This window comes from Agrobacterium sp. CFBP 3001 (genome assembly GCF_027871605.1).
In the GTDB taxonomy this organism is placed as follows: Bacteria; Pseudomonadota; Alphaproteobacteria; order Rhizobiales; family Rhizobiaceae; genus Agrobacterium; species Agrobacterium leguminum.
This window is the reverse complement of the sequence record NZ_JAQAHD010000011.1, coordinates 22,983-46,663: the sequence shown is the minus strand read 5'-3', so window position 1 is coordinate 46,663 and position 23,681 is coordinate 22,983. Positions and strand designations below refer to the sequence as shown.

Here is a 23,681-nt window from a genome sequence, read left to right as displayed (position 1 = left end):
GCGGCAAAATTTCGCGCGCTGCCCTCTGGCGGTTTTCTCCGATCCGTCCTATATCTTCTATGCGTTCTGCGCTTCCCGACAGGAACCACAATCCCTGGGGCCATACTCGATCCAAAGGGAGCTGTCCCTGGCCAGTCCCGTGGGGCTGGACACACGGTGCCCACCTACTTTTGTAGGCACCCAGGATCGTAAATCTCCATCGGTCGCCGTGGATCGCGCTTGAAGTTTCGGATCAACCTCCGGGGCTTCCCTGTATCCTTGATATATTCGACAGTCATTTTTCATAACTGCCGGACGCGGCTTTTTTATATTGCCGTCATTGCAATGGCGGAACAATTCCCTATTATCCGGATTGGTATGTCTGTCATGCCCTTTAAAAAAGGGCGCTGCGGTCAAAACCGCGACGTGCCGTTCAACAGCCCAAAGAGCTAAACTTGTTTACTGAAATTATGATCGTGGTCCTGCTCACCGTATTGAACGGTGTGCTTGCCATGTCCGAGCTTGCCGTTGTCTCCTCCAGACCGGCGAGGCTCAAAGTGCTTGCCACGCAAGGCAGCAAGGGCGCCACAATGGCGCTCAGCCTTTCCGAAAATCCCGGACGCTTTCTTTCCACGGTGCAGATCGGCATCACGCTGGTCGGCGTCCTTTCCGGCGCTTTTTCCGGCGCCACGCTCGGCGCCCGCTTCACGGCGTGGCTTCTGGAGCAAGGCGTTCCCGACCGTGCCGCCGATGCGCTCGGCGTCGGCTCGGTGGTCGTCGCCATCACCTATCTGTCGCTGATCGTCGGCGAACTGGTGCCCAAGCAGATTGCGCTGCGCGATCCCGAAAAGGTCGCCGCCCGCGTCGCCCCCACCATGATGCTGCTGTCCAAGGTCGGCGCGCCGCTGGTGTGGCTGCTCGACCGGTCGGGCAAGGCCGTTCTGGCGCTTCTCGGCCATAGCGGTGAATCCAACGCTTCGGTCACCGACGATGAAATCCGCACGGTTCTGGCCGAAGCTCACAGCGCCGGTGTGATCGAGACCGAGGAATCGGCGATGATCACCAGCGTCATGCGCCTTGCCGACCGCAATGCGCGCGGCCTGATGACGCCGCGACGCGATGTGGAAGTGGTCGATATCGAAGACAGCGCCGAAGAAATCCGCGAGCAGCTTCGCCAGACGCAGCGTTCGCGCCTGCCGGTGCGCAACGGCGCTTCGGATGAAATTCTCGGTGTGCTTTTCGCCAAGGACGCTTTCGATGCGCTGGCTTCCGGCAAGGAACTCAACATTCGCGAGCTTCTGCGGGAAGTGCCGGTCGTATCGGATCTGACGAGCGCGGTGGACGTCATCCAGTCGCTGCGCCGTTCCACCGTGCATATGGTGCTGGTCTACGACGAATACGGCCATTTCGAAGGCATCATCAGCTCCGGCGACGTGCTGGAAGCCATCACCGGTGCGTTCCAGGAAGATGACGATGAGGAGCCGGCCATGGTCGAGCGCGAGGACGGTTCGTTCCTCGTCGCCGGCTGGATGCCCGCCGATGAGTTCGCTTATCGCATGGGTTTCCAGATTGACGAGGATGCCGAGTTCGAGACCGTTGCCGGTCTGGTTCTGGACGAGTTCCGCCGCCTGCCGGAACTGGGCGAACATGTCACCCGCAATGGCTGGCGTTTCGAGGTCATCGATCTCGATGGCCACCGCATCGACAAGGTTCTCGTGAGCCGGGCCGCCTGATGCCCGGTGACGTTGCCGAAAAAGCAAGGCTGCGCGGCGAAAGGCTCGCCGCGCGCGATGCGCTGACGCTGGCGGAGCGCCAGCAGAAGAGCCAGTCCATAACGGCCCATGGCGCCTCCGATATCCCCTTTGCACCGGGCACCGTAATTTCCGGCTTTATGCCGATCCGCTCCGAGGCCGATACCCGGCCGCTGATGGAGGCGTTGCGGACAAGGGGCGGGCGTCTTGTCCTGCCCGTTGTGCTGGATCGTGAAACCATCGTCTTCCGCGCCTTTGAGCCGGATACGCCGCTGGTGAAGACCGGCTTTGGCACGACCGGCCCGGGTGAGGATGCGGAGGTTCTCGATCCGGATATTCTGCTCGTGCCTCTCTCCGTCTTCGATGGCAAAGGTCAGCGGGTCGGTTATGGCGCAGGCCATTATGACCGCGCCATTGCGCGATTGCACGCCAGGGGTCGTCAGCCCGTGCTCGTCGGCGTCGCCTTCGATTGTCAGGAAGTGCCGTCCGTGCCGGCGGAGCCGCATGATGTGTCGCTTCACGCCATTCTGACCGAAAGCGGCCTGCGCTGGTTTTCCGCCCCATTGTCGATCTCCGATAGTGGGCAAAAGGCGCTTTAGCACTTTTTAAAAGATGGATTGCCGGTTAGAGGGTCTCCACTTTTCCTTGAATGGCGAAGACCCTCTAACTCTTTGTTTCGTCGCATTTGCGGACGGGAAACCGGGTTCCACTTTTCCTGGAAATGCACTAGAGGGGACGAAATATAGAAACATGCGCAAGATCGGGGCGGGTGAATGAGGCTTCTTTTTCTCGGAGATATGGTTGGCAAGACCGGACGCACGGCTGTCTGGGAGCGGTTGCCGGGGCTGATTTCCGACCTGAAGCTGGATTTCGTCATCGTCAACGGTGAAAACGCTGCCGGCGGTTTTGGGATCACCGAGGATATCTATCTCGAGACCATCAATGCCGGCGCCGATGTGGTGACGACCGGCAACCACGTCTGGGACCAGAAGGAAGCGGTTTCCTTCTGCGAGCGTCATGACCAGTTCCTCCGGCCCGCCAATTATCCGGATGGTACGCCGGGCAAAGGCTCGGGCATTTTTTATGCCCGCAACGGCGCGCGCATACTGGTTGCCAACATCATGGGCCGGGTCTTCATGCATCCGGAACTGGACGATCCCTTCAAGTCGGCTGAAAACATTCTTGCCGCCTGCCCGCTGAAGGAACAGGCCGACGCCATTATTTTCGATTTCCACGCGGAAGCGACCAGCGAAAAACAGTGTTTCGGCCATTTCGTCGACGGGCGCGCTAGTTTCGTTGTCGGTACCCACACCCATGTTCCGACAGCCGACGCGCAGATATTGAACGGCGGAACCGCCTACATGTCGGATGCCGGCATGTGCGGCGATTATGACAGCTCGCTTGGCATGGAGAAGGAAGAGCCGATCAACCGCTTCATTTCCAAAATGCCGAAGGGCCGTTTCGAGGCAGCCAGCGGACCTGCGACAATCTGCGGCGTCGGCGTGGAGATTTCCGACCGAACCGGACTGGCGGAAAAGATTGCGCCGCTGCGCATCGGGCCGCGGCTTTCTGAAACCCTGCCGTCCTTCTGGGTTTAATCTTCCCCCGAAGCGTTCACAATGACGAGAGGGCGAGCCTTCCACTGCTCTTGTAACTGGACGCTCGCCAAAACCTGCCCCATCCTCTCAGCTTCGCAAGTTCAGGGGAGTGGCATGATGCTGCGCGTGCTAATGCTTGCAATAACGGGGCTGATCGCCTGTTCGGGAGCGGCCTTCTCCCAGACGGCGAGCCGCCCTCCCGTCAGCCAGTGCCAGGCGATCGCCAGCAACATTCCGGGCGTCATGTTCGCGAGCTTCAATCCGCCGGGTGTTCAGCTGGCGCAGGCGACGGCAAAGGAAGAGGTGAAGATCAGCTTCATCGGCCATTCCACCTATCTCATCGAAAGCCCCGGCGGTGTGACGATCGCCACCGATTATAACGGCGTCTATCGTCCGCCCGTCACGCCGACGGTGGTGACGATGAACCGGGCGCATTCGACGCATTTCACGCTCAGTCCGGACCCGGCCATTCAATATGTGCTGCACGGCTGGAGCGATACGCCGGGAGAAAAGGCCGAGCACAAGGTTCTGGTGGGCGATGTCTATATCCGCAATGTCGCAACCGACATCCGCAACCGCTGGGGCGATTACGAATCCTTTCAGGAGAACGGCAATTCCATCTTCATCTTCGAGGTTGCCGGGCTGTGCATCGGCCATCTCGGGCATCTGCATCATGAGTTGACGGATACGCATTATGCCGAGATCGGCCGTCTGGATGTGCTGATGGTGCCGGTGGATGGCGGGCTGACCATGGGTGCCGACAGCATGAGCCGGGTGGTCAAGCGCCTGCGCTCCGCGCTGATCCTGCCGATGCACCGCACCGGCCCGCCACTGGAGCAGTTTCTGACGATGTTCGGCGAGAGTTTCCGCATTGCCTATGCGACCGATCCGGTGATCCGGGTTTCGATGAGAAACCTTCCCCGCCAGCCGCAGATACTGGTGCCAAAAGGCATGTAGCATGGCGACGGGCGGGGAAGGCCGGGGGGAGCCATTTATCAGGCAAAAGTGAGGTGCTGGCGGACGCCGACGTCAGGCGTCTTGTCATCCGACATGTTCGCCTTGGCGATTTCCCAGCCGAATTTCAGCGTGCTGTCCGTCGAAGCCCAGATATCGGCATCGTCGACATGCAACGCCAGCATGATCAGTTGCGGGTCGCTTTTGCCATGTTCGTACCATGCGGCGGTGACCGAGTTCCAATATTCGTCGATCTTGGTCTTGTCGTCGCGCGCTTCGAGGATGCCTGAAAGGCAGGCGTGGTAGTCATGGTCCTTGCCCACCACGCAGAAATGCGCCCGGGAGCCGGATTTCAGCGATTTCACCAGATCGGTGTCTTTTTTGGAGAAAAACCAGACGGTGTTGGTCTTGGGGTCAGCATGAGGCGCCATGGGCTGCATGTGGTTGTGCAGTCCTTCGAGACCGAGCATGCCGGCATGGACGGAATTGATCTCGTCCCAGAGCTGGCGGGCCGGTGCTTCTCGTGCTTCAGTCAGGCTGACCATATGTTTTCTCCTTCGGGTCTCATGTTGCGACGGAGGAAAAATGTCCTGTTCCGCCGCGTTCATGATCAGAACGAAGAGCGGATAAATCGGTTCCTTCCGTTGTTGCAGCAAGAGAAAGCGCTTGCGGGGTTGAATGGCGCGGCTATCGCACTTATAAGGCCCGCAATCTCCAAATTACGACAATCAGGTTTTCCATGGCTGGTCATTCACAGTTCAAGAACATCATGCACCGCAAGGGCAAGCAGGACTCCGTGCGGTCCAAAATGTTTTCCAAGCTTGCGCGCGAAATCACCGTTGCGGCAAAGACGGGCATGCCCGACCCGAACATGAACCCGCGCCTGCGTCTGGCAATCCAGAACGCCAAGGCACAGTCCATGCCGAAGGACAATATCGAGCGTGCGATCAAGAAGGCGTCCGGCGCCGATGGCGAAAACTATGACGAAGTCCGTTACGAAGGTTACGGCCCGGGCGGCGTCGCCGTCATCGTCGAGGCCCTGACGGACAACCGCAACCGCACTGCCTCCAACGTTCGCTCCATTTTCACCAAGGCCGGCGGCGCTCTTGGCGAAACCGGCTCGGTCTCGTTCTCATTCGATCGGGTTGGCGAAATCTCCTACAAGGCTGAAGTCGGCGATGCCGACAAGGTCATGGAAGCCGCCATCGAGGCCGGTGCCGACGACGTCGAATCTTCCGAGGACGGCCACACCATCATCTGCGGTTTCGAAGCGATGAACGAGGTTTCCAAGGCGCTGGAAGGCGTGCTGGGCGAAGCCGAAAGCGTCAAGGCCATCTGGAAGCCGCAGAACACGGTGCCGGTGGATGAAGAAAAGGCGCAGTCGCTGATGAAGCTCATCGACAATCTCGAAGACGATGACGACGTGCAGAACGTCTACTCCAACTTCGAAGTGTCCGAAGAAATTCTCGCCAAGCTTTCCGCCTGACGTCTCATATTTCAAAAAAAAAGCCCCGGTGGCGTCCGCTCCGGGGCTTTTTGTTTAGGCGGCCTTCTTTATGGAGGTCCGCACGTCAGCAAAAATCTCCACGGATCGCAGCCGCTTTTCGATGTCATGGATTGGCATGGAAACGATCAGCTCATCCGCCTGCGTTTCCGCCAGGAAACCGTCGAGATGGCGCTGGATCGTCTCAGGCGAGCCCACGGCGGCGAAACGAAGCGTGTGTTCGACCGAGAAACGTTCCATCTCGTTCCAGTAATCGTCCATGCTGTGCACCGGCTTCGGAAACTGCGTGCGCACGTTGCGGCGCAGGTTGACGAATTGCTGCTGCGACGAGGTGAAGAGATACTGCGCCTCCTCGTCCGTATCGGCGCCGACCCCCATCACACCCACCATCACATAGGGCTTGTCCAGCACTTCTGAGGGCTGGAAGCGCTCGCGATAGATATGGATCGCTTCCATCAGCATGTCAGGGGCAAAATGCGAGGCGAAGGAATAGGGCAGGCCGAGGGCTGCGGCGAGATGTGCGCTGTAGGTGCTGGAGCCGAGCAGCCAGATCGGCACATTCGAATTCATGCCTGGCACGGCAAGAATCGCCTGATCCTGCTGCGGCGGACCAAGGTAACGCTGGAGTTCGACGATATCGTGCGGGAAGTTTTCCGCGCCGGCATCGAGATTGCGGCGCAGCGCCCGTGCCGTGCGCATGTCGGTTCCGGGCGCACGGCCAAGACCGAGATCGACACGGCCGGGAAGCAGCGCCGCAAGCGTGCCGAACTGCTCGGCGATGACGAGCGGGGAGTGGTTGGGCAACATGATGCCGCCGGAGCCGACGCGGATATGTTTCGTGGCCGCGCCCACATGGGCGATGACGAGCGATGTTGCCGCACTGGCAATGCCCGGCATGCCGTGGTGCTCCGCCAGCCAGATGCGGTTATAGCCGTGTTCTTCGGCCTTTATCGCCATTCGGCGGGAGTTTTCAAGCGCCTCGCTGACGCTCTCGCCTTCGCCGATGGGCGAAAGGTCGAGAATGGAAAAGGGGATCATCCGACGCTCCTGCGAAATTGAAATCTTTAGCTGCGGATGTAAGGCGCGTGTCCCGATTTACCAGTGAAGTCGCGCAGAATTGAAGGATGGTTCAAAAAAATTGGGGCCTCCGAAGAGGCCCCTTTGCTTTTTCAGCCTGCCCGCCGAATTTGTCGGGCATTGTGATCGCCCGCCGCATCCCGGTCGGAAGCCAGCGTGAATTGTCCAAGCCTGCCGTCCATTTCGCCCGCTTCGGAGGCGAGATTGTGAATGGCGGCCGTCGTTTCTTCCACCATGGCGGCATTCTGCTGGGTCATGGTGTCAAGGCTGGCGACGGTGCTGTTGATTTCCGAGAGCGTGTTCGCTTCCTCGCGGGTGGAGTCCATGATCTCCTCGATGCGCGTGCTGATGGTCTGCACATGCTTGCCGATGCCGGACAGCGACGTGCCTGCTTTTTCCACCAGCGCCACGCCGGCGGAAACCTCGTCGGTGGAACGTTTCAGCAGGCTGGTGATCTCCTTTGCGGCCGCTGCCGAACGCTGCGCCAGTTCGCGCACCTCCTGCGCCACGACCGCAAAGCCCTTGCCGGCTTCGCCCGCACGGGCTGCCTCAACGCCGGCATTGAGGGCGAGAAGATTGGTCTGAAAGGCGATTTCATCGATGACGCCGATGATCTGGTTGATCTGGCGTGACGAGGTCTGGATCGCCTCCATGGCGGCGATGGTCTGCTCCATCACGCGGCTGGATGCCGTGGCCTCCGCGCTGGCGTCGCGGGCTATCCGCGTTGCCTGTTCGGCGCGTTCGATCTGGTCGCGGACGGCTTCGGTGATCGCCTTGATGGCGCTTGCCGTTTCGGTGATGGAAGCTGCCTGTCGCTCGGTACGTTCGGCGAGCTGGTCGGCACCCACCCGCATCTCCTCGGAACCGCCACGAACGGCGGCGGAGTTGCCGCCGATGGCCTGCATGGTTTCGCTGAGCCGGGAAAGTGCAGTGTTGAAGTTATGGCGCAGGCTTTCGAGATCGTCGGGGAAGACGGTTTCGATACGATAGGCGAGGTTGCCGTTCGCCAGCCGGTCCAGACCTTGATCCAGGGAATGCACGACCATCTGCAGGGTGCCGGCCTCGGCCTCCCGTTCCGCAAGATGCGCGCGGCGGGCCGTTTCGGCTTCCTCCCGCGTGCGCGATGCGGTTTCTTCCATCTCCCGCTGCAGGATGAGCTTTTCGCGGAAACTGCCAAGCGCCTGCGCCATGCGGCCGATCTCGTCCTTCCGGTCCTGATTGCCGATCTCCGCATCGAGACGGCCTGCGGCCACTTCGCCGGTCAATCCTGCAAGCTTTTCCAGCGGTGCGAACAGGCGTCGCGCAAAGAAGGCCGTCGCCGCGCACATGGCCGCCAGAACGCAAAGGCCGATCACGGCGAGCGTGCCGGCAATCGAAACCGAGCCCGCATTCAATTCGCTGCGCAGCATGCTTTCCACCGCGAGATATTTTTCCCCGGCAAAGGAGAATGGGCAGGCATAGGCATTGGCCTCGCCATCGGCACGGTCGATCTTGGCAATCGTCATGCCCGTCGTATTCAGCGCTTGTACATGGAAGCCATAGATTGCCGGATCGAGGCCGACCAGCCTGTTGCCCTCCACGCCGATAACCTTGCCATCGGCGGAAACGATCGCGGACTGTTCGGAACTGCCGGCCGTCACACCCTTCGTGAGGATCTGGCTGAAGACCTCTTCCTTGACCCGGAAGAGGACGATGCCCTTGAAAGCGCCGAACTTGACGACGGGAACGCCGAAATAAATGCCGGCCTCTTTCGTGGCGGCATCGATGCGCAGGCCGGAGAAGCTGGTCTGGGCCACGTCGTTCACGGCCTTTTCGGCATTTGCGGCGCCGCGTGCGAAGGCCGCGCCGAGGCCGCTTTCCGCCCAGGCGCTACCGGTGACGGTTTCCCCGAAAGCCGATCCTTTCAGGTAAGAGTAATAGACCGTGCCTGCGGGATCGATGAAGAGAACGTCGCTAAACGGCGTTCCCTGCAGATAACCGCCAATATCCGTCTGGGTTTTTTCATGGGTGGAATAATAAAAGCCGCTCGGGCTTTCCGGCTTGATTAGCTTTTCCTTTTCGCCGAAGGGGTTTTCCGTGACGAAGACGCGCTGCAGTTCCGCCTTCGCGTCACCGGAGTTTTTCTGCACGGTCGCCCAGCCGCTGCGCATGGAAACGACAGCCATCTGAAGGGATTCGATCTTGGCGATGGAATCCGCCTGCGTTTTCAGCTGCTCAAGACGCTCCTGAAGCATGTCGCCGCGAAAGACGAGAATGCTCTCCATGGATTTCGACGCCTGTTCTTCCAGAACGCCGCTGCTGCTCTGGTAGCCGAGAAGCGTCAGAGCCCCGGTCGAGATCGCCATCAGCGCCAGGAAAATCGCCAGCACTTTGGTGGATATGGAATGAAAACGGTTCAGCATGGCCGATGCAGCCCCCAATGCCCGTATCAGTTCCCGCGCCATGCATGTGGCGCCACCGGATGGCTGATATGGCTCAGATATTATGCTGCGGATCATCATGTCCGCAGCTCCCCTTTTTTATTTTGTGGGGGGAACAATGCGGTACGCGATTTAAGCAGAGGTAAATGCTGCACTGCAAATTTGATGAATGTTGTCGTTTTGTTCACTTATCGCTGGCAGGGTCGCAGCCGGAAAGATAAGGTGCCTCATGCAAAAGACGATTCGAATCATCGGCATTGACCCCGGATTAAGGCGCACCGGCTGGGGGGTGATCGACACCCTCGGCAACAGCCTGCGGTTTGTCGCCTCCGGCACGGTGACGTCGGACGGCGATATGGATCTGGCCTCGCGGCTCTGCCAGCTACATGACGGGCTGGCGGATATCGTGCACAGCCACCAGCCCGACGAGGCGGCGGTGGAGCAGACCTTCGTGAACAAGGATGCGGTTGCGACCCTGAAACTCGGCCAGGCGCGCGGCATCGCCATGCTGGTTCCGGCGCGCGCAGGGTTGCCGGTCTTCGAATATGCGCCGAACGCGGTGAAGAAAGCCGTCATCGGTGTCGGGCACGGCGAAAAGCAGCAAATTCACATGATGCTGAAAATCCTGATGCCGAAGGCCGAATTCAAGGGTAACGATGCGGCGGACGCGCTCGCCATCGCAATCTGCCACGCCCATAATCGCGGCGGTGACAGGATGCGGCGACTGCTGGCGGCCGGTTGAATATTTAAAGTCTCATTGCAGCGGGCGGCATCATGATCGGAAAACTGAAGGGCAGCATCGAGGAAATCGGCGCGGACTATGTGCTGGTGGATGTGCACGGCGTCTGTTACGTCGCCTATTGTTCGGCGCGCACGCTGTCGAAAATCGGCTCCGTGGGGGAGGCGGTGGTGCTGTTCATCGAAACCTATGTGCGTGAGGACCAGCTGAAGCTCTTCGGTTTTCTCTCGGCGCTGGAGCGGGAATGGTTCAACCTGCTGCAGAGCGTGCAGGGCGTGGGCTCGAAAGTGGCCTTGGCCGTTCTTTCCACGCTGTCACCCTCCGAACTGGCCAATGCCATTGCGCTACAGGACAAAACGATGATCTCGCGCGCGCCCGGTGTCGGGCCGAAGGTGGCGGTGCGTCTTGTGACCGAGCTTCGCAACAAGGCTCCGGCCTTTGCGGGAGAGGCTTCCGCCTCAATCGGCCTCAAGCAGGAGCTTGGCGAAGGCGTCGCATCCGCGCCGGTAGCGGATGCCGTCTCCGCGCTCACCAATCTCGGCTACTCGCGCGACCAGGCCGCCAACGCGGTTGCCGCGGCGCTGAAGAACGGCGGGGAGGGCGGCGACAGCGCCAAGCTGATCCGGCTCGGGCTGAAAGAGCTTTCGCGGTAGGCTGGGCGCGGTACACATGCTGGTCGGGCGCGATGTTGAATTTCGTGAAGCGCCTTGGCGTGACAGTCATGATATAGCGGCGAAGACCACCTCATGAATTCGTTTAGAACAATGGAATGCCCTGAATGAGCGATGCGGACAGACTGATTTCGGCGGACAAGCGCGGTGAGGACATCGACACCACCCTGCGCCCGCAGTCGCTGGACGATTTTACCGGCCAGGCGGAGGCCCGCGCCAATCTCAAGGTATTTATCGAGGCGGCCAAGAACCGTGGCGAAGCGCTGGATCACGTGTTGTTCGTCGGCCCGCCCGGTCTCGGCAAGACCACGCTGGCGCAGATCATGGCCAAGGAACTTGGCGTCAACTTCAAATCCACCTCCGGCCCCGTCATCGCCAAGGCAGGCGATCTCGCCGCGCTTTTGACCAATCTCGAGGAGCGCGACGTTCTCTTCATCGACGAAATTCACCGTCTCAACCCGGCGGTGGAAGAAATTCTCTATCCGGCAATGGAGGATTTCCAGCTCGACCTCATCATCGGTGAAGGACCGGCGGCCCGTTCGGTGAAGATCGATCTTTCCAAATTCACCCTTGTCGCCGCGACGACCCGTCTTGGGCTTTTGACGACGCCGCTGCGTGACCGCTTCGGCATCCCCGTCCGGTTGGCTTTCTACACTGTGGATGAGCTGGAACTGATCGTCCGGCGCGGCGCACGGCTGATGGGGTTGAACATGACCGACGAGGGCGCGCGCGAGGTGGCAAGGCGTGCCCGCGGCACGCCGCGTATCGCCGGACGGCTACTGCGCCGCGTGCGCGATTTCGCCGAGGTGGCGCGGGCGGAAGCCGTTACCCGCGAGATCGCCGATGAGGCCTTGACCCGGCTTCTGGTCGACAAAATGGGTCTCGACCAGCTCGACATGCGGTATCTCACCATGATCGCGGTCAATTTCGGCGGAGGCCCGGTTGGCATCGAAACCATCGCCGCCGGCCTTTCGGAGCCGCGCGACGCGATCGAGGATATTATCGAACCCTATATGATTCAGCAGGGCTTCATCCAGCGCACGCCGCGCGGTCGCATTCTGACCGGCACGGCCTGGAAACATCTGGGCATGCAGCCACCCAAGGATCTTGAGGCGGCGCAGTTCCGGCTGACCCTGGAGGAGGATTGAGGGAACAAGCCCGGCGTGCCGGCATTTGATCGTCTTTGGCACGGAGATGATCATGTCGGTGTATCGCAAGGGCACGAAGGTCCGGTGGAACTGGGGCAGTGGCACCGGTGAAGGTAAAATTGTCGAGACTTTCACGGATGATGTCGAACGCACCATCGCCGGCTCCAGAATAAAGCGGAAGGCGAGCAGGCAGGAGCCTGCCTATCTGATCGAACAGGAAGACGGCGCCAGGGTTCTGAAAAGCAGATCGGAGCTTGAGCGCGTCGATTGAACGACGCCGCCCTTCGGCGGCAATGGAGGAGCCTTCATGTCTTACGATCCGCTGCGGGTCTTCCGCAAACTCGCGCGCAACAACCGGCTGGCCAATTTTCGGCTGCATCAGGCCTGTCTTCAGCTTTCGCAGGAAGCGTTCGTCGCCTCCCGCGTGAGTTTCTTTCCAACGCTGCGGGCGACGCTGAACCACATCTACACCGTCGACCGTTTTTATATCGATGCCCTGCAAGGCGGCACGCTCGGCCTTGCGGCCTTTGCTGAAGAAGAGCCTTTCGCCACCATGGCGGATCTGCGTGTCGACCAGACGGAGTTGGACGAGGTGCTGATCGCATTTGTCGACAGCCTCGATGAAGACGGCCTTGTGGCTAACGTCAATGTTCACCGCGGTGCGCGTATACAGCATGATCGCTGCGACGATATCCTGTCGCATCTCTTCCAGCACCAGACGCATCATCGCGGGCAGGCGCATGCGATGTTGTCCGGCACCGCGCTCAAGCCGCCGCAACTGGATGAATTCATTGTGGGAGATGACGCAAAGGCGAGAAAAGATGAGATGGATGCGCTAGGGTGGACAGAAACCGATTTGATGTTTCCAGCCCGCAGGTCAGCGCCATGACACACGATACCAAGCAGGACACCCGCATCCGCATCAAGTTCAAGCCGAAGCGCATTTTTCAGATGCGGGTCGCGGGACTGGCGTTTCGCGATGGCCACGTGCTCGTGCACCGGGCGTCGCATGAAAAATTCTGGACCTTTCCGGGCGGCCGCGCCGAAATGGGCGAACGCTCCGAAGAAACGCTGGCGCGCGAAATGGTGGAAGAGCTTGGCGTCGAGGCCAAGATCGGGCGGCTTCTCTGGGCGGTCGAAAATTTCTTCCACTACGAAGGCAAGGACTGGCACGAACTCGGGTTTTATTACCTGATGGACCTGCCGGAGACGCTGGCCTTTCATCCGACCGATATCATTCACCGCGTTCAGGACGGCGATAACGAGCTGGAGTTCCGCTGGGTCGCCGCAACCCGTCAGGCATTGACCGAGCTTGATATTCCGCCCTATTTCATCGCCGACGAAATAGAGCACCTGCCGAAGGCCACGAGACACCTCGTCTGGCATGACGGCGATCTGGACGATAAATGACCTCTGCCCCTGAACGTCACATGATCCGGCTGGACCGGAAACCGCAGCTTTTCAGCATGCGCGTGGCGGCGCTGATCTTTCAGAACGGCCATGTTCTCGTCCAGCGCGGTGCGAAGGACAGTTACTGGGCCTTGCCCGGCGGCCGTGCCGAAATCGGCGAAAGCTCGCAGGAAACCATCATCCGCGAGATCGGCGAGGAGCTTGACCGGGATTGTTCGGTCGAACGTCTTCTCTGGTCGGCCGAGAATTTTTTCGCCTATGACGATTTTGCGGCGCATGAACTCGGATTTTATTATCTCGTTTCGCTTCGCCAGCCCCTGCCGTTCCATGAAAGCGATATCGTGCATCGGGTGCTGGATGGTGTCGAGGTGGAGTTCCGCTGGCTGCCCGCGCAGCCTTCAGCACTTCTGAAGAGCGATCTGAGGCCCCGTTTCATCGCGGAGCGTATCGAAGCGCTGCCGCAACGGCATGAGCATCTTATTGTCCGCGAAGGACGCCGCGATGCAGTTGAAATTCCCAAGGAGATAGTATGAGCGAGCTTGTGGTTTCGCTTTCGGGTGAGCTTATCGAACATGGCCACCGCCTGACGCAGCGTGTCTATTACGAGGACACGGATTTCTCCGGCCTCGTTTATCACGCCCGCTACCTGCATTTTCTCGAACGTGGCCGCACCGATTACCTGCGCTGCCTCGGCTGCGAGCAAAGCGCGCTTCTGACCGCTGACGAAGAAGGTCTGGTCTTCGTCGTGCATCGCATGGAGATCGATTTCAAAAGCCCGGCGCGGATGGATGACGTCTTGACGATCACGACTATCACCGAGAAGGCCGGCGGCGCGAAAATGGTGCTCAATCAGGAAATCCGGCGCGGCGAAACACTGCTGGTCGCCGCCAAGGTCATCATCGCCGTCATCAACGCCAATGGTCGCCCAAGGCGTCTTCCGGAGACAGTGGCGGAAAAATTCCTGAAGTAATTGGCGGTTCCATCCAGTAAATCCATCTGGCGTGGCCCGGTTGTAACACTCCTTTAACCATAATGGTGTCTTACTTTAGCAACTGGCATTTGTGCGGCGCACGCCTTCCTTTCACCAAATTTATTGGCAAGTAAGGCTTACTGGCAAGTATCGGGGTATGGCTAAGGGGTTGGCGGCTGTTGCCGCAGGACTTCGAGCGTTAACACGCGTTTGAATCGCCCGGTCCCGTACCGGGCGTTTGGATTCGGGGATTGGATATTTATGGAACAGGCAGGTTTGGCAGCGGCGACGCACGATGTAAGTCTCTGGGCACTGTTTATGCAGGCGGGCCTCATCGTGAAGCTCGTGATGATCGGACTTATCGCCGCCTCGGTCTGGACGTGGGCGATCGTCTTTGACAAATATGTGAGCTTCGGCAAGGCAAGACGCCAGTTCGACCAGTTCGAACAGGTCTTCTGGTCGGGCCAGTCGCTCGAAGAGCTTTATCGCACGCTGGCGGAACGCCAGAACGGCGGTCTTGCGGCGATTTTCGTTTCCGCCATGCGCGAATGGAAGAAATCCTTCGAGCGCGGCGCACGCTCGCCCATCGGTCTGCAGATGCGCATCGACCGGGCGATGGACGTGACCATGGCGCGTGAAAGCGAACAATACGAGGCGCGCCTCGGTTCGCTCGCCACCATCGGTTCGGCCGGTCCCTTCATCGGTCTCTTCGGTACGGTTGTGGGTATCATGACCTCGTTCCAGGCGATTGCCGGTTCGAAGTCCACCAACCTTGCGGTCGTGGCGCCGGGTATCGCCGAAGCGCTTCTGGCAACGGCCATCGGTCTTGTCGCGGCTATTCCCGCCGTTATCGCCTACAACAAGTTCACGGCCGACGCGCACAAGCTTTCCGCCCGCATGGAAGGTTTCGCCGATGAGTTCTCCGCGATCCTGTCGCGCCAGATCGATGAAAAACTTCAGACGCGGCAGGCCGCCCAGTAAGCGGCCGCATGCTGTGCAGTAATTTGCCGCAAGGCAAAATGGAGTAAATGATATGGGTATGTCAGCAGGTGGCAGCGGCGGCGGTTCCGGTGGACGCCGGGGGCGCGGCGGACGACGCAGGGGCGGCGCGATCAGCGAGATCAACGTGACGCCGCTGGTCGACGTCATGCTCGTGCTGCTCATCATCTTCATGGTGGCAGCGCCGATGATGACGGTCGGCGTGCCGATCGATCTGCCGCAGACATCCGCCAATGCGCTGAACTCGGACACGCAGCCGATCACCATTTCCGTCAACGCCAATGGCCAGATCCATTTGCAGGAAACGGAAATTCAGGCGGCAGAAGTGGCCGACAAGCTGCAGGCAATCGCCACGACAGGTTATAACGAGCGCATCTTCGTGCGCGCGGATTCCGTTGCCGCATACGGCGTCGTCGCCGATGTGATGGCGCGCATCCAGGCGGCGGGCTTCAAGAATATCGGCCTTGTGACCCAGCAGAAACAGGACAATTGACGTAAAACGATGAAGGGCAGCCTTACCACATCCGCGATCGTGCATGCGTCGCTTCTGGCTTTCGCCCTCGTTTCCCTGGGCTCGCCGGAGCCGCTTGACGTGTCGCAGGCCGAGGCTCTGCCGGTGGAACTGGTGCCCATCGAGGAGCTGAGCCAGATCCAGCAGGGGGACAAGAACGCGCCGAAAGCGGAAAAGTCGGCCCCCGTTCCGACCACGCGTCCGGATATCGTCGAGAACGCCCAGAACGTCGGCAACAACACGGTCGATCTTGACGCGCCGCCGACGCCGACCACCAAGCCGAACGACAATATCAGCGCTGCCGCTCCGCCAAAGCAGGAAAAGCCGCAACCCGTCGTCGACACCAAGGCGAACGAGGTGAAGGAAATCGTCAAGGAAGAAACCTCGGCTCCGAAGCCGCAGGAAATGGCCGCCTTGCCGCAGACCAAGCCCGAGATCGCGCCGCAGCCGAAGACGGAGCCGCCGCCGCAGGAAACGAAGGCCGAAGAGCCGCCGCCCGCGCAGCAGGAACCGGCCGAAATTCCCGTGCCGCAGAACGTGCCGCGCCCGAATTCCCGTCCCGAGCCGCCGAAGCCGGAAGAGCCGAAGCAGGCCGAGACCAAGCCTGCCGAGCAGAAGCCCGCGGAAAAACCGGCCGAGACCAAGCCCGATCAGGCGAAGTCCACCGACAAGCCTTCCGACAAGAAGCCCGGCGAGAAGAAGCAGGAGACTGCGAAATCGGCTTCCTCGAAGGAAAGCGATTTTAACGCTGACGATATCGCTGCGCTTTTGAACAAGCAGGCGCCTTCGGGTGGCGGCGCCAAGCGCTCCACCCAGCAGGCCTCGCTTGGCGGCAAGAAAACGACGGGCGGTTCGACGCTCAGCCAGACGGAAATGGATGCGCTGCGTGGCGCGATCCAGAAGAACTGGCAGATCATTCCCGGCATGGCGGATGCCTCGGACGTTCGCGTTCGGGTCACCATGAAGCTCGACCGTGATGGAACCATCATCGGTCGGCCCGAGATCGAGGCGACCGGCGGTTCCGAAGGAACGCGCCGTGCTCTTTCCGGCGGAGCCTATCGCGCCATCATGCGTTCTGCTCCGTTCACCAACCTTCCTGCCGACAAATATGACGCATGGAACGAAGTTGTCGTGAACTTCGATCCCAGTGAATTGCTATGAATGCTGAAAGGCCTGGCAACATGAAGATATTTTCGCCGATCCGGCTGGTGCTCGCTGTCGCGGCCCTCATGTCGGTTTTCTCCGCACCGGCTTTTGCGCGGGTGGAAATCAACATCAACAAGGGCAATGTCGAGCCGCTGCCCATCGCCATCACCGACTTCATGTCGAGCGACGGCATCGGCGCGCAGGTTTCCGCGGTCATTGCCGCCGACCTGCAGCGTTCCGGCCTTTTTGCGCCGGTCAACAAGAACGCCTTCATCGAAAAGATCAGCAATCCGGATCAGCAGCCGCGTTTCGAGGACTGGAAGGTCATCAACGCCCAGGCGCTCGTGACTGGCCGTGTCACGCGTGAAAGCGATGGCCGCCTGCGCGCCGAATTCCGCCTGTGGGATACGTTCGCCAACCAGCAGATGACTGGCCAGCAGTTCTTTACCCAGCCGGAAAACTGGCGCCGCGTCGCCCACATCATCGCTGATGCCATCTATGAGCGGATCACCGGTGAAAAGGGCTACTTCGACACCCGCGTCGTTTTCGTCTCTGAAAGCGGCCCGAAGACGGCCCGCAAGCGCCAGCTGTCGATCATGGACCAGGATGGTTTCAACGTCCGCAATCTCACCAACTCGAACGACATTGTCCTGACGCCGCGTTTCTCGCCGAACCGTCAGGAAGTGACCTACATGTCCTTCGAAGGCCAGCAGCCGCGCGTCTACCTGCTGCAGCTGGAAACCGGACAGCGCGAAGTTGTCGGCAATTTCCCCGGCATGACCTTCTCGCCGCGCTTCTCTCCGGATGGCCAGAAGGTCATCATGAGTCTGCAGCAGGATGGCAACGCCAATATCTACACGATGGACCTGCGCTCTCGCACCACGACACGGCTGACGAACACGTCGGCGATCGATACGGCGCCGTCCTATTCGCCCGACGGTCAGCGCGTCGCCTTCGAAAGCGACCGCGGCGGCCGCCAGCAGATTTACGTCATGAATGCCGATGGTTCCGGCCAGCAGCGCGTTTCCTTCGGCGATGGTTCCTATTCCACGCCGGTCTGGTCGCCGCGCGGCGATCTGATCGCCTTCACCAAGCAGTCGGGCGGCAAGTTCTCGATCGGCGTGATGAAGACCGACGGTTCGGGCGAGCGCATCCTGACCAGCGGTTTCCACAATGAAGGCCCGACCTGGGCGCCGAACGGCCGCGTGCTGATGTTCTTCCGTCAGAACGCCGGTGCGGGCGGTCCGCAGCTCTATTCGATCGACCTGACGGGCTACAACGAACAGCTCATCAAGACGCCGACTTTCGCTTCGGATCCAGCATGGTCGCCGCTTCTGGACTGATATGACTGCCATGACGGCGCCGGTTCATGCCGGCGCCGTCATGTTTTACTTGATACCATGGGGAAGTGCGCCTCTTTCTTGCCGCAAAGTGTTGTGAGGGAGCAAAAAAATGGGACATTTCCTTTCTGTTAACCATAAGCGTTTGCCGGCTATTAACCGCGATCAGTTAGTGTCCGGCAACGTTATTGAAATCCTAAGGAGAGACCGGCGATGAGCCGTACACACATTTCGGCACTCAGCCCCATGCAGAAACTGGCCCGTAACCCGGCTGTCATCGCCATGACGCTCGCGCTCGCTCTCGCAGGCTGCGCGAACAAGAAGAACATGCCGAACAGCGCCGGTGAACTTGGCCTTGGTGGCGCGGGCTCCGCAACGCCGGGCTCCCAGCAGGACTTCACGGTCAATGTCGGCGACCGCATCTTCTTCGACACCGACTCGACCTCTATCCGCGCTGACGCCCAGCAGACCCTGCAGCGCCAGGCTCAGTGGCTCGCCCGTTACCCGAACTACGCCATCACCGTTGAAGGCCATGCCGACGAACGCGGCACGCGCGAATACAACCTGGCGCTTGGCGCCCGTCGTGCGGCTGCAACCCGCGACTTCCTGGCTTCCCAGGGCGTTCCGGCTAACCGCATGAAGACGATCTCCTACGGCAAGGAAAAGCCGGTCGCCGTTTGCGACGACATCTCCTGCTGGTCGCAGAACCGCCGCGCCGTGACGGTTCTCGGTGGCGCGGGCATGTGATTGCCTGACGTTATTGTGATCTTGAATGAAAGGCGGTCTTTGGGCCGCCTTTTGTTTTTTTCATAGTTTGGCCGAAGTTAAGTTGCTTTTTCGGTTGATATGGAAAAAATCCGGCTTGCGCCATTCCGGTGCAAATCAGTTAGGGCAGGACGAATGAGATGAAGAAACTTGTCGTGGCGGGAATGCTGGGGCTTGCAGCCTGCACCGGCTTGAGCGGCATCGCCGTTTCGGGTCCGCTGTTCGGTGCGGGGGGTAGCTTCGGCACGATCAACTCTCAGCAGCCCCCGGTCGTCCGGGTTCAGGCCAATGAAGCCTATCGGGTTCAGCAGCTTGAAGAACAGATCCGGCAACTCAACGGCCGTATCGAGGAAATGAGCTTCCAGCTTCTGCAGATGCAGGAAACGATCCGCAAGGCGCAGGAAGACAATGAGTTCCGCTTCCAGGAACTGGAGAGCGGTAATGCCGGCGGCAAGGGTGCAAGCCCGACCGCTGCGCCGAAAAAGAAGGCGGAAGCCAGTCCGGTCAATCCGGCCTCACCGCCGACCGACGACGTTGCAACGATCATCGAAACGCCACCCGAGGGTGGCGCTTCCGTTTCTTCGTCTGCTCCCTCCACCGCTCCGACAGGCGCACCGGGAGAGACGACGCTCGGCTCCATCGAGCTTGATTCCAAGGGAATGCCGGTTGGCGGCACGTTGAATCAAGGCGCTAATAATTCCTCTGCCAGCCTTCCGGGCGTCAGCACGGGCAATAGCCAACGCAAGACGGATCCGGTGAATACGGCGGCGCTTACCAGCGAAGGCGATATTTATCAGGCCGCTTACGGCCATGTTCTTTCCGGTGACTACAAGCTGGCGGAACAGGGGTTCCAGCAATATCTGCAGGGTTATCCCAAGGGCACGAAGGCCGCCGATGCGAGCTTCTGGCTGGGCGAAGCGCAATATTCCCAGGGCAAGTTCAATGAGGCCGCAAAGACCTTCCTGAACGGCCATCAGGCCTATGGCAAATCGCCGAAGGCGCCGGAAATGCTGATGAAGCTCGGCATGTCGCTTGCCGCTCTCGACAATACCGAAACCGCCTGCGCCACGCTGCGCGAGGTGCCGAAGCGTTATCCCAATGCTTCCAAGACTGTGCTGAGCAAGGTTGCCAGCGAACAGAAACGGCTGAGCTGCTGATTTTTCCCTGCCGTGGCGGGTATTTCCATGCCGGTTGATGCCCGCATTCTGAACGAAAAGACTGTTGCGCCGCTCGCGGCGGCAAGGTCTTTTGTCAAAAATCTCCACACACCCGCCCATATGCTCATCGCAATCTCCGGAGGCAGTGATTCCACCGGTCTGTTGCTGGCCTTGCATGAGGCAATGGCGGAGACGGATCGGGATGGCTTGCGCCTTTCCGCTGTCACCATAGACCATGCGCTGAGAGCGGAAGCCGCCGATGAGGCGCGCAAGGTGGCGATGCTCTGCGCCGAGCTAGGCATCCCCCACGTTACCCGCCGATGGGACGGCATCAAACCGGCCTCGGGCCTTTCCGAAGCATCCCGGCTTGCCCGCTACCGCCTGATTGCCGAGGTCGCCCGCGAGACGGGCGCCGATCTTGTCGTGACGGGACATACGGTCGGCGACCAGCGCGAAACCGTGGCGATGCGCGCTGCCCGCAGCGGCGGCTCTGACAATCTCGGTCTCTCCGGCATGGCGGATGCGGTCTTATACGATGGCCGCCACTGGATCATGCGGCCGTTCCTGATGTGTGAGAGGCAGGCGATCCGTGGCTATGTGTCCTCCCGCTCGCGCGGTTGGTTTGACGATCCGAGCAATGAAAATACCCGATATGAAAGGGTGCGTGTACGGCAGACGCTTCCCGTCTCTCCTGTCCGGATCGATGCGGAAACCTCTCTCAAAAGGCAGGTGCTTTCCGAAACAACGGCTGCTTTCCTGCGGGGGCATACACAGGTTTTCCATGTTGCGCTCGCCAGATTGGCCAGCGATGGCGTCAATCCTGATCTTCCCGAGTTCCGGCATGGGCTGGCGGCGCTGATCGCAACCCTTGGGGGAAGGGCATATTTTCCGGCCGCAAGCAGCATGGAACGCGTTCTGCTGTTTCTCAAAACGGCTGAACTTGGGCGACTGACGGTCGGTCGCGTCCTGCTCGATCGCCGGCGGGACGGGCTTTATATGTTCCGTGAGCAGCGAAATCTGCCGGAGCTTGATATTGGCGCACATGAACAGAGACTGTGGGACAATCGTTTCCTCGTGAAGAACGGATCGGCTTTTCCAGTCCACGTCAAAGCGCGCAGGGCGAGCGATGCTGCGGAAGCGGCTTCGCTTTTTCCGTCGGTACCGGCCGGGGTGGCGAAACAGGCGATTGCGGGGCTGCCGCAAATTGCCGCAGCGGCCGATGAGCCGGGTTCGCGGGCCGAGGCCGTAACCGTCACGCCGAGGCTCGCACCTTTCGATCTGTTCCTGTCGCGTTTCGACCTTGAGTTGGCGAATGCAATCGCCAATTTATTCGGGCGGACGGCATACCCACAGCCCCCGGTTTAAATCCGGCCTCTTTTTCGTGAATTGCCTTGGAATAGTTTTTACACCAAAACGCATCAGATAACGCCGTTCGCCTTGGCAACGGGAGATGTCGTCCTTATGTTAGGGGCACATTATAGCGGGCAGCAAATTTGTCCGTGTGAGTTCGGGGAGTTCGATGAACCCAAATTTCAGAAATTTCGCCTTGTGGGCCGTGATTGCCCTCTTGCTGATCGCATTGTTCAGCATGTTCCAGACATCGCCGACGCAAACGGGTTCGCGGGAAATTCCGTATTCCCAGTTTCTTCGCGATGTGGATTCCGGGCGAGTTCGCGACGTGACCGTCACCGGTAACCGGGTTCTCGGAACCTATACCGAAAACGGCACGGCCTTTCAGACCTATTCCCCCGTCATCGATGACAGCCTGATGGAGCGCTTGCAGAGCAAGAACGTGACCATCGTGGCGCGTCCCGAAAGCGACGGTTCCTCAGGTTTCCTGAGCTATCTCGGCACGCTTCTGCCGATGTTCCTCATTCTCGGCGTCTGGCTGTTCTTCATGCGGCAGATGCAGGGCGGCTCGCGTGGTGCGATGGGCTTTGGCAAATCCAAGGCCAAGTTGCTGACGGAAGCCCATGGCCGCGTGACGTTCGATGACGTTGCAGGCGTGGACGAAGCCAAGCAGGACCTCGAGGAAATCGTGGAATTCCTGCGTGATCCCCAGAAGTTCCAGCGCCTCGGCGGTAAAATCCCGCGCGGCGTGCTGCTGGTCGGCCCTCCGGGTACCGGTAAGACGCTTCTCGCGCGTTCCGTCGCCGGCGAAGCCAACGTGCCGTTCTTCACCATTTCCGGTTCGGATTTCGTGGAAATGTTCGTCGGCGTCGGCGCAAGCCGTGTGCGTGACATGTTCGAGCAGGCCAAGAAGAACGCGCCCTGCATCATCTTCATCGATGAAATCGACGCCGTCGGTCGCCATCGTGGCGCCGGTCTTGGCGGCGGTAACGACGAACGCGAGCAGACGCTGAACCAGCTGCTGGTCGAGATGGACGGTTTCGAGGCAAATGAAGGCATTATCCTCATCGCCGCCACCAACCGTCCTGATGTTCTTGACCCCGCACTTCTGCGTCCCGGTCGTTTCGATCGTCAGGTCGTCGTGCCGAACCCGGATATTGTCGGCCGCGAGCGCATCCTCAAGGTGCATATCCGCAACGTGCCTCTGGCGCCGAATGTCGACCTTAAGGTTCTGGCCCGTGGTACCCCCGGTTTTTCGGGTGCGGACCTGATGAACCTCGTCAACGAAGCCGCCCTCATGGCTGCCCGCCGCAACAAGCGCGTGGTCACCATGCAGGAATTCGAAGACGCCAAGGACAAGATCATGATGGGTGCGGAGCGCCGCTCTTCCGCCATGACCGAGGCCGAAAAGAAGCTGACCGCCTATCACGAAGCCGGACATGCCATCACCGCACTGAAGGTTGCCGTGGCCGATCCGTTGCATAAGGCGACGATCATCCCGCGTGGCCGCGCGCTCGGCATGGTCATGCAGCTGCCGGAAGGCGACCGTTACTCCATGAGCTACAAGTGGATGGTATCGCGCCTCGTCATCATGATGGGTGGCCGCGTTGCCGAAGAGCTGACCTTCGGCAAGGAAAACATCACCTCCGGCGCGTCTTCGGATATCGAGCAGGCCACCAAGCTTGCCCGCGCCATGGTAACCCAATGGGGCTTCTCCGATGCTCTTGGCCAGGTGTCCTATGGTGAAAACCAGCAGGAAGTCTTCCTCGGCCATTCCGTTTCGCAGTCGAAGAACGTCTCCGAAGCGACGGCCCAGACTATCGATACGGAAGTTCGCCGCCTGATCGACGAGGCTTATGGCGAGGCTCGCCGCATCCTGACGGAAAACCACGATGGTTTCGTTGCGATTGCCGAGGGTCTGCTTGAATACGAAACCCTGACGGGCGACGAGATCAAGGCCCTGCTGAAGGGCGAAAAGCCCGCCCGCGACCTGGGTGACGATTCTCCGGGCAGCCGTGGTTCGGCCGTGCCGAAGGCAGGCACCAAGAAGGACGGCCCGACCGAAGCCAAGGGCGACGGCGAGGCCGAGGGCGGCATGGAGCCGCAGCCGCATTGATCGTTCGCGCAAGCTAAAAATTGTAAAAGGCCATCCGGGTTTCCGGGTGGCCTTTTCATTTTGGTAACAAGATATA

Annotated in this window: 24 protein-coding genes and 1 other RNA gene; 22 read left to right on the top strand and 3 right to left on the bottom strand. The window is 60.1% G+C overall.

Annotation, left to right across the window (positions count from 1 at the left end; genetic code table 11):
- The first annotated feature begins 60 nt into the window (after positions 1-60).
- The 5 genes from ssrS (at position 61) to PH605_RS15115 (ending at position 4,285) form a co-directional block, all read left to right on the top strand.
- A non-coding RNA gene (ssrS, locus tag PH605_RS15135) (6S RNA) lies at positions 61-219 on the top strand.
- A 230-nt stretch (positions 220-449) separates the two neighbouring features.
- Entirely contained in the window at positions 450-1,712 is a 1,263-nt protein-coding gene (locus PH605_RS15130; protein WP_020812224.1) for a hemolysin family protein, read from the top strand.
- Entirely contained in the window at positions 1,712-2,329 is a 618-nt protein-coding gene (locus PH605_RS15125; protein WP_065656491.1) for a 5-formyltetrahydrofolate cyclo-ligase, read from the top strand. The genes PH605_RS15130 and PH605_RS15125 overlap by 1 nt, the downstream gene beginning before the upstream one ends.
- A 174-nt stretch (positions 2,330-2,503) precedes the next feature.
- Positions 2,504-3,328 (top strand): TIGR00282 family metallophosphoesterase, encoded by an 825-nt coding sequence (locus PH605_RS15120; protein ID WP_003523211.1) that lies wholly within the window; start codon positions 2,504-2,506, stop codon positions 3,326-3,328.
- A 114-nt stretch (positions 3,329-3,442) separates the two neighbouring features.
- On the top strand, positions 3,443-4,285 hold the full coding sequence (locus tag PH605_RS15115; RefSeq protein WP_059755787.1) for an MBL fold metallo-hydrolase: 843 nt from the start codon (positions 3,443-3,445) through the stop codon (positions 4,283-4,285).
- A 38-nt stretch (positions 4,286-4,323) separates the two neighbouring features.
- On the opposite strand, the gene PH605_RS15110 is transcribed toward PH605_RS15115, so the two are convergent.
- A complete protein-coding gene (locus PH605_RS15110; protein WP_065656489.1) occupies positions 4,324-4,827 on the bottom strand; it encodes a pyridoxamine 5'-phosphate oxidase family protein in 504 nt (167 codons plus the stop codon).
- Positions 4,828-5,021: 194 nt separating this feature from the next.
- Between PH605_RS15110 and PH605_RS15105 the strand changes: the two genes are divergently transcribed.
- Positions 5,022-5,768: a YebC/PmpR family DNA-binding transcriptional regulator gene (locus tag PH605_RS15105; protein ID WP_003523214.1), complete on the top strand. Its 747-nt coding sequence runs from the start codon at positions 5,022-5,024 to the stop codon at positions 5,766-5,768.
- Positions 5,769-5,822: 54 nt separating this feature from the next.
- Here PH605_RS15105 and PH605_RS15100 read toward each other — a convergent pair whose 3' ends face one another.
- Positions 5,823-6,824 (bottom strand): LLM class flavin-dependent oxidoreductase, encoded by a 1,002-nt coding sequence (locus tag PH605_RS15100; protein WP_142845340.1) that lies wholly within the window; start codon positions 6,822-6,824, stop codon positions 5,823-5,825.
- A gap of 131 nt (positions 6,825-6,955) precedes the next feature.
- The gene (locus PH605_RS15095; protein ID WP_142845398.1) at positions 6,956-9,265 is read right to left on the bottom strand and encodes a methyl-accepting chemotaxis protein; all 2,310 of its coding nucleotides are present in this window, start codon (positions 9,263-9,265) and stop codon (positions 6,956-6,958) included.
- A 247-nt stretch (positions 9,266-9,512) separates the two neighbouring features.
- Here PH605_RS15095 and ruvC point away from each other — a divergent pair, with 247 nt between their 5' ends.
- The 16 genes from ruvC (at position 9,513) to ftsH (ending at position 23,605) form a co-directional block, all read left to right on the top strand.
- Positions 9,513-10,025 (top strand): crossover junction endodeoxyribonuclease RuvC, encoded by a 513-nt coding sequence (gene ruvC / locus PH605_RS15090; RefSeq protein WP_003523217.1) that lies wholly within the window; start codon positions 9,513-9,515, stop codon positions 10,023-10,025.
- Between the two features lie 32 nt (positions 10,026-10,057).
- Complete coding sequence (ruvA, locus tag PH605_RS15085) at positions 10,058-10,675, top strand: Holliday junction branch migration protein RuvA (RefSeq protein WP_003523218.1); 618 nt, start codon at positions 10,058-10,060, stop codon at positions 10,673-10,675.
- 125 nt (positions 10,676-10,800) lie between these two features.
- Positions 10,801-11,841, top strand: a complete 1,041-nt coding sequence (ruvB, locus tag PH605_RS15080; protein ID WP_031234297.1) for a Holliday junction branch migration DNA helicase RuvB — start codon at positions 10,801-10,803, stop codon at positions 11,839-11,841.
- Positions 11,842-11,893: 52 nt separating this feature from the next.
- Positions 11,894-12,112: a DUF2945 domain-containing protein gene (locus PH605_RS15075; RefSeq protein ID WP_080629651.1), complete on the top strand. Its 219-nt coding sequence runs from the start codon at positions 11,894-11,896 to the stop codon at positions 12,110-12,112.
- A gap of 36 nt (positions 12,113-12,148) precedes the next feature.
- Positions 12,149-12,730: a DinB family protein gene (locus PH605_RS15070; protein WP_142845339.1), complete on the top strand. Its 582-nt coding sequence runs from the start codon at positions 12,149-12,151 to the stop codon at positions 12,728-12,730.
- On the top strand, positions 12,727-13,251 hold the full coding sequence (locus tag PH605_RS15065; RefSeq protein WP_078052024.1) for an NUDIX hydrolase: 525 nt from the start codon (positions 12,727-12,729) through the stop codon (positions 13,249-13,251). The genes PH605_RS15070 and PH605_RS15065 overlap by 4 nt, the downstream gene beginning before the upstream one ends.
- Positions 13,248-13,784 carry an NUDIX hydrolase gene (locus PH605_RS15060; protein ID WP_020812214.1) on the top strand — a complete coding sequence of 179 codons (537 nt, stop codon included), beginning with the start codon at positions 13,248-13,250 and terminating at the stop codon, positions 13,782-13,784. The genes PH605_RS15065 and PH605_RS15060 overlap by 4 nt, the downstream gene beginning before the upstream one ends.
- The gene (gene ybgC / locus PH605_RS15055; protein ID WP_065656478.1) at positions 13,781-14,221 is read left to right on the top strand and encodes a tol-pal system-associated acyl-CoA thioesterase; all 441 of its coding nucleotides are present in this window, start codon (positions 13,781-13,783) and stop codon (positions 14,219-14,221) included. Before PH605_RS15060 ends, ybgC begins: the two co-directional genes overlap by 4 nt.
- A 261-nt stretch (positions 14,222-14,482) precedes the next feature.
- Complete coding sequence (tolQ, locus tag PH605_RS15050; RefSeq protein WP_003523238.1) at positions 14,483-15,202, top strand: protein TolQ; 720 nt, start codon at positions 14,483-14,485, stop codon at positions 15,200-15,202.
- Between the two features lie 52 nt (positions 15,203-15,254).
- Positions 15,255-15,713, top strand: coding sequence for a protein TolR (gene tolR / locus PH605_RS15045; protein ID WP_003523240.1), 459 nt, complete (start codon positions 15,255-15,257; stop codon positions 15,711-15,713).
- A gap of 9 nt (positions 15,714-15,722) precedes the next feature.
- Positions 15,723-16,892, top strand: a complete 1,170-nt coding sequence (locus PH605_RS15040) for a cell envelope integrity protein TolA (RefSeq protein WP_003523241.1) — start codon at positions 15,723-15,725, stop codon at positions 16,890-16,892.
- 20 nt (positions 16,893-16,912) lie between these two features.
- A complete protein-coding gene (gene tolB, locus PH605_RS15035; RefSeq protein ID WP_003523242.1) occupies positions 16,913-18,220 on the top strand; it encodes a Tol-Pal system beta propeller repeat protein TolB in 1,308 nt (435 codons plus the stop codon).
- Positions 18,221-18,430: 210 nt separating this feature from the next.
- Positions 18,431-18,964, top strand: a complete 534-nt coding sequence (gene pal, locus PH605_RS15030; RefSeq protein WP_003506243.1) for a peptidoglycan-associated lipoprotein Pal — start codon at positions 18,431-18,433, stop codon at positions 18,962-18,964.
- Between the two features lie 158 nt (positions 18,965-19,122).
- Entirely contained in the window at positions 19,123-20,139 is a 1,017-nt protein-coding gene (gene ybgF / locus PH605_RS15025; RefSeq protein ID WP_161987909.1) for a tol-pal system protein YbgF, read from the top strand.
- Positions 20,140-20,166: 27 nt separating this feature from the next.
- The gene (tilS, locus tag PH605_RS15020; protein ID WP_142845338.1) at positions 20,167-21,504 is read left to right on the top strand and encodes a tRNA lysidine(34) synthetase TilS; all 1,338 of its coding nucleotides are present in this window, start codon (positions 20,167-20,169) and stop codon (positions 21,502-21,504) included.
- Between the two features lie 154 nt (positions 21,505-21,658).
- The gene (gene ftsH / locus PH605_RS15015; protein ID WP_065656475.1) at positions 21,659-23,605 is read left to right on the top strand and encodes an ATP-dependent zinc metalloprotease FtsH; all 1,947 of its coding nucleotides are present in this window, start codon (positions 21,659-21,661) and stop codon (positions 23,603-23,605) included.
- Positions 23,606-23,681 lie beyond the last annotated feature (76 nt).

Excerpts from the sequence above, each read along its gene's own strand:
- PH605_RS15120 (WP_003523211.1), top strand. The coding sequence starts at position 2,504 with ATGAGGCTTCTTTTTCTCGGAGATATGGTTGGCAAGACCGGACGCACG.
- tolB (WP_003523242.1), top strand. The coding sequence starts at position 16,913 with ATGAAGATATTTTCGCCGATCCGGCTGGTGCTCGCTGTCGCGGCCCTC.
- ruvB (WP_031234297.1), top strand. The coding sequence starts at position 10,801 with ATGAGCGATGCGGACAGACTGATTTCGGCGGACAAGCGCGGTGAGGAC.
- PH605_RS15115 (WP_059755787.1), top strand. The coding sequence starts at position 3,443 with ATGATGCTGCGCGTGCTAATGCTTGCAATAACGGGGCTGATCGCCTGT.
- PH605_RS15125 (WP_065656491.1), top strand. The coding sequence starts at position 1,712 with ATGCCCGGTGACGTTGCCGAAAAAGCAAGGCTGCGCGGCGAAAGGCTC.
- PH605_RS15130 (WP_020812224.1), top strand. The coding sequence starts at position 450 with ATGATCGTGGTCCTGCTCACCGTATTGAACGGTGTGCTTGCCATGTCC.
- ruvC (WP_003523217.1), top strand. The coding sequence starts at position 9,513 with ATGCAAAAGACGATTCGAATCATCGGCATTGACCCCGGATTAAGGCGC.
- PH605_RS15040 (WP_003523241.1), top strand. The coding sequence starts at position 15,723 with ATGAAGGGCAGCCTTACCACATCCGCGATCGTGCATGCGTCGCTTCTG.
- ruvA (WP_003523218.1), top strand. The coding sequence starts at position 10,058 with ATGATCGGAAAACTGAAGGGCAGCATCGAGGAAATCGGCGCGGACTAT.
- tolQ (WP_003523238.1), top strand. The coding sequence starts at position 14,483 with ATGGAACAGGCAGGTTTGGCAGCGGCGACGCACGATGTAAGTCTCTGG.
- PH605_RS15105 (WP_003523214.1), top strand. The coding sequence starts at position 5,022 with ATGGCTGGTCATTCACAGTTCAAGAACATCATGCACCGCAAGGGCAAG.
- tolR (WP_003523240.1), top strand. The coding sequence starts at position 15,255 with ATGGGTATGTCAGCAGGTGGCAGCGGCGGCGGTTCCGGTGGACGCCGG.
- pal (WP_003506243.1), top strand. The coding sequence starts at position 18,431 with ATGAGCCGTACACACATTTCGGCACTCAGCCCCATGCAGAAACTGGCC.
- ybgF (WP_161987909.1), top strand. The coding sequence starts at position 19,123 with ATGAAGAAACTTGTCGTGGCGGGAATGCTGGGGCTTGCAGCCTGCACC.
- PH605_RS15110 (WP_065656489.1), bottom strand. The coding sequence starts at position 4,827 with ATGGTCAGCCTGACTGAAGCACGAGAAGCACCGGCCCGCCAGCTCTGG.
- PH605_RS15060 (WP_020812214.1), top strand. The coding sequence starts at position 13,248 with ATGACCTCTGCCCCTGAACGTCACATGATCCGGCTGGACCGGAAACCG.
- ybgC (WP_065656478.1), top strand. The coding sequence starts at position 13,781 with ATGAGCGAGCTTGTGGTTTCGCTTTCGGGTGAGCTTATCGAACATGGC.
- tilS (WP_142845338.1), top strand. The coding sequence starts at position 20,167 with ATGCCGGTTGATGCCCGCATTCTGAACGAAAAGACTGTTGCGCCGCTC.
- PH605_RS15075 (WP_080629651.1), top strand. The coding sequence starts at position 11,894 with ATGTCGGTGTATCGCAAGGGCACGAAGGTCCGGTGGAACTGGGGCAGT.
- PH605_RS15100 (WP_142845340.1), bottom strand. The coding sequence starts at position 6,824 with ATGATCCCCTTTTCCATTCTCGACCTTTCGCCCATCGGCGAAGGCGAG.
- PH605_RS15065 (WP_078052024.1), top strand. The coding sequence starts at position 12,727 with ATGACACACGATACCAAGCAGGACACCCGCATCCGCATCAAGTTCAAG.
- PH605_RS15095 (WP_142845398.1), bottom strand. The coding sequence starts at position 9,265 with ATGCTGAACCGTTTTCATTCCATATCCACCAAAGTGCTGGCGATTTTC.
- PH605_RS15070 (WP_142845339.1), top strand. The coding sequence starts at position 12,149 with ATGTCTTACGATCCGCTGCGGGTCTTCCGCAAACTCGCGCGCAACAAC.
- ftsH (WP_065656475.1), top strand. The coding sequence starts at position 21,659 with ATGAACCCAAATTTCAGAAATTTCGCCTTGTGGGCCGTGATTGCCCTC.